Origin of the sequence: Vibrio genomosp. F10 str. 9ZD137 (assembly GCF_049974785.1) — a bacterium.
Taxonomy (GTDB): domain Bacteria; phylum Pseudomonadota; class Gammaproteobacteria; order Enterobacterales; family Vibrionaceae; genus Vibrio.
Window position 1 is genome coordinate 1 of sequence record NZ_JBNGCJ010000273.1, and the last position, 3,186, is coordinate 3,186.

Sequence of the window (3,186 nt, forward strand, 5' to 3'; positions counted from 1 at the left end):
GGTAGTGGGAACTTGGGTCACCACGATGTTGATTACCTTATACGGAACTTGGGTAGCGAAAAAGATGGAGCTCACCGGGGCAATCTATATTCTGCAAGGGATCATTATTCTCGTTCCCGGTAGCCGAGTCCTTATAAGTGCAAGTCAGTCGGTTTTTGAGCAGTCCATATTGCCGATCCCAAGTATTGGCCTTTCTGCCTTGTTTATGTTTGCAGCCATTGTCGCTGGGCAAATTACCGCCTACTCGATTTATTCGCCACAAATCGAACGCTAGCCCAAGCTAGTTGCTACCAATAATGAATGATTGATTGAAAGCAGTAACCAATAAAGGTCTTACTGACTAAAAACCCTATTCAAATCTCGCGTTCTACGCGGCTTTTGAATAGGGCTCTTTGCCCTTATGTTTATTCGTGCGTTTGTAACTTCCTTTTCCTTTTTTCGCCTTTTCAACTCTAGCTTTAAAGAGCTTACTCGTGACCATCGCCTTTAATGCATTATCTTGAATGCGGCCTCGACCGACTTCAACCTCATAACTAAGTTCAACGTCATGACTGAGCGGCTTTAGGAAAACCTCTTCCTCTCTCATTTTTCTTTCTTTCATAAGTACTGCCTTATAATGAAACCTATTTAATAAAAACCCGCCGATTATCGTACAAAATTCGACCTAACACAATTTGATCATAGAGAGCGGTCGTGATATCAATTACATTAATCTCAATAGCCTATCGCCAAAAATGGCACCTTGCGCATAAAACGGCAGAAAATACCAAAAAGTTCTGTGGATTCGCTCGAGTAAACGTTGACTTAGCTCTAGATTGGTCTAGAATCACCAACAGCTAGAAAGCAGTTCTTTGTCTAAATATGCGTCTCGTTGGATTACTTGTAACTTCCGTGTGGTACGCAATAGCAGTCTACTTTTCCACGCTATCCGCGCCAAATTCGGCACAATATTTTTAATTAGGATATTTATCATGTCTAACACAGTTACTGGTACAGTAAAATGGTTCAACGAAACTAAAGGCTTCGGCTTCATTCAACAAGAGAACGGTCCTGACGTATTCGCTCATTTCTCAGCGATCACAGGCGACGGTTTCAAAACTCTAGTTGAAGGTCAAAAAGTTGAGTTTGTAGTAACTACAGGTCAAAAAGGCCCACAAGCTGAAAACATCAAAGTACTTTAATTTAGTACCTTTTTTCTAAAAATAGCCAGCATTATGCTGGCTATTTTTTTGTCTGAGATCTTGTATTACCCATGGCATTAAAACCCACTATTTTCAAATTTCGCATCTCACTTACGGATATAAACCGTGAGCATTACGATACTCTAGCCCTAACCGTTGCGCAGCATCCTTCAGAAAACGATCAGCGAATGATGGCACGTATTCTTGCATTCTGCTTAAATGCGAAGGAATCTCTTCAGCTAACTAAAGGCCTGTCGACGATTGAAGAGCCCGATATATGGCAAAAATCACTGGATGACCAAATTGAGCTTTGGATCGATGTTGGTGAGCCTGATCCAGAACGTATTAAAAAATCCACACGCCTAGCAGCCAAGGTCAAGGTTTATAGCTTCAACACGAAATCAAATGTTTGGTGGACACAAAATCAAGGAAAAATTGGCATGCTGAATGCTGATATTCTTCGTTTTAATGCTCAACATATTGAAGAGCTAACCAAATTAATCGAGCGTGGTATGGATTTATCCGTGATGATTACCGGCAATTCCATTTTCATTGATAGCGATAAAAGCTCGTGTGAAGTCGAGTGGGAAGAGTTACAAAGCAATGAACACCCTTAAAAAGGTCTGTATTGAAGCAGAACTCAACACCCTACCGATTGTTGTCAAATACGATTCTATATGGACACAGTGGCTTGATGCGCAAACACCTCTATTTAGCCAGGTCCTTATCAATAAACCGGATCGAGAGCCAATATTGTTGCTTCTAGGGTTACTCACGAAAAGCCATATTGAACACTGTTCAACGCTTGCCGATAATCGCCAAGCCATCATTGCTATGCTAGATGCGATTGAAGGATCGGTTGGCCATAAGTACAGCGATTCATTTCAGCAACAGGACCTCATTTCTCTGCAGCTCATCACGCACGCCTGGTTGTACGTTCAAGGGAGTCTCAACATGGACTTTAGCTTAGCGAATGACCACGCGCTGAGCACCGCGACTCAAGTCAGTTCAATAACCCAACAAGATATCCACGAATTAAGAACTCAGTACTTGGAAAGCTATTACAAAGGCAAAGAGAGACGTGCTAAACCACCGGTAACCGGTTTTAGGCAGTGGTTGTATCGCCTCATTGCTAAGAGTCAAAGGTGAAAGTTAAAAGTTAAAGCAATACGCTGCATTGAAGGAAATAAAGGAAGGAATACAAGAAAACGAAGAGAGGAACATAGGCTCCTCTCGATGCTAGGTTTCTATGCGTCGTTACAGATTACTGTGTGGGCCAAACACTTCATAGTGAATGCGGTCTCGTGAAACCTTCAAGCTTTCTAGCTGAAGCACAACACTTTCCATAAACCCTATCGGTCCACATATATAAAAGTCACCGTCAGCAAGTGGTAAATCTGACACCACAGCATTAAGCTCCATTGTCCCATAGCGCTCATGCCCATCAAGATCGGATTTCCCCTCAAAATACCACACAAATTGCTGCCAATTATTTACCGAAATCAGCGTACTGGTCTCATCAAGAAATGAGTGTTGTTCTTGATTATGACAAGCGTGCAAATACGTCACGTCTTGCTTACCAGATCCATTTAATGTTTGTAACATTGCTTGAATCGGTGTCGCCCCAACGCCAGCAGAAATAAGTACCACTGGCTTTTGCTTTTCTTGATAGAAAAAATCGCCCGCAGGTGCAAAGACATGAATACCATCACCGACTGAAATATCTTGGTGCAGATAATTAGAAACTAAGCCCTGTTTGTCTGTTCCTTGGCTCTCTCGTTTTACCGAGATACGGTAACTCTTACCATTCGATTGCTGAGACAATGAATACTGACGAATCTCACGATACTGCCCAAGCGTTGGCTTCACTTCGACACCAATATATTGACCAGGTTGATAGTCCAATACGGCTTGGTTATCTTCTGGAGTTAATACAAAACTGGTGACCAGCTCTGATTCTTTTATCTTAGCCGTGACGACAAAAGGACGGCTGTTCTCCCAACCG

General features: G+C 42.3%; 5 protein-coding genes and 1 pseudogene. 4 read left to right on the forward strand and 2 right to left on the reverse strand.

What is annotated here, in order from left to right; all coding sequences use genetic code 11:
- A pseudogene (locus ACP45E_RS04670) lies at positions 1–274 on the forward strand (hypothetical protein); the annotation flags it as partial.
- Positions 275–367: 93 nt separating this feature from the next.
- Here the strand turns inward: ACP45E_RS04670 and ACP45E_RS04675 are convergent.
- Positions 368–586, reverse strand: a complete 219-nt coding sequence (locus ACP45E_RS04675; RefSeq protein WP_198927685.1) for a ribosome alternative rescue factor ArfA — start codon at positions 584–586, stop codon at positions 368–370.
- Between the two features lie 385 nt (positions 587–971).
- Between ACP45E_RS04675 and ACP45E_RS04680 the strand changes: the two genes are divergently transcribed.
- The 3 genes from ACP45E_RS04680 to ACP45E_RS04690 all read left to right on the forward strand — a co-directional run bounded on the left by ACP45E_RS04680 (position 972) and on the right by ACP45E_RS04690 (position 2,330).
- Complete coding sequence (locus ACP45E_RS04680) at positions 972–1,181, forward strand: cold-shock protein (protein WP_017034739.1); 210 nt, start codon at positions 972–974, stop codon at positions 1,179–1,181.
- Between the two features lie 71 nt (positions 1,182–1,252).
- Positions 1,253–1,798, forward strand: coding sequence for a YaeQ family protein (locus ACP45E_RS04685; protein ID WP_017037603.1), 546 nt, complete (start codon positions 1,253–1,255; stop codon positions 1,796–1,798).
- Positions 1,785–2,330 (forward strand): hypothetical protein, encoded by a 546-nt coding sequence (locus ACP45E_RS04690; protein WP_017037602.1) that lies wholly within the window; start codon positions 1,785–1,787, stop codon positions 2,328–2,330. Before ACP45E_RS04685 ends, ACP45E_RS04690 begins: the two co-directional genes overlap by 14 nt.
- Positions 2,331–2,438: 108 nt before the next feature.
- Here the strand turns inward: ACP45E_RS04690 and ACP45E_RS04695 are convergent.
- Positions 2,439–3,186, reverse strand: a 748-nt coding sequence (locus ACP45E_RS04695) for an FAD-binding oxidoreductase (RefSeq protein WP_241824268.1), incomplete at its 5' end; no start/stop codon positions are given.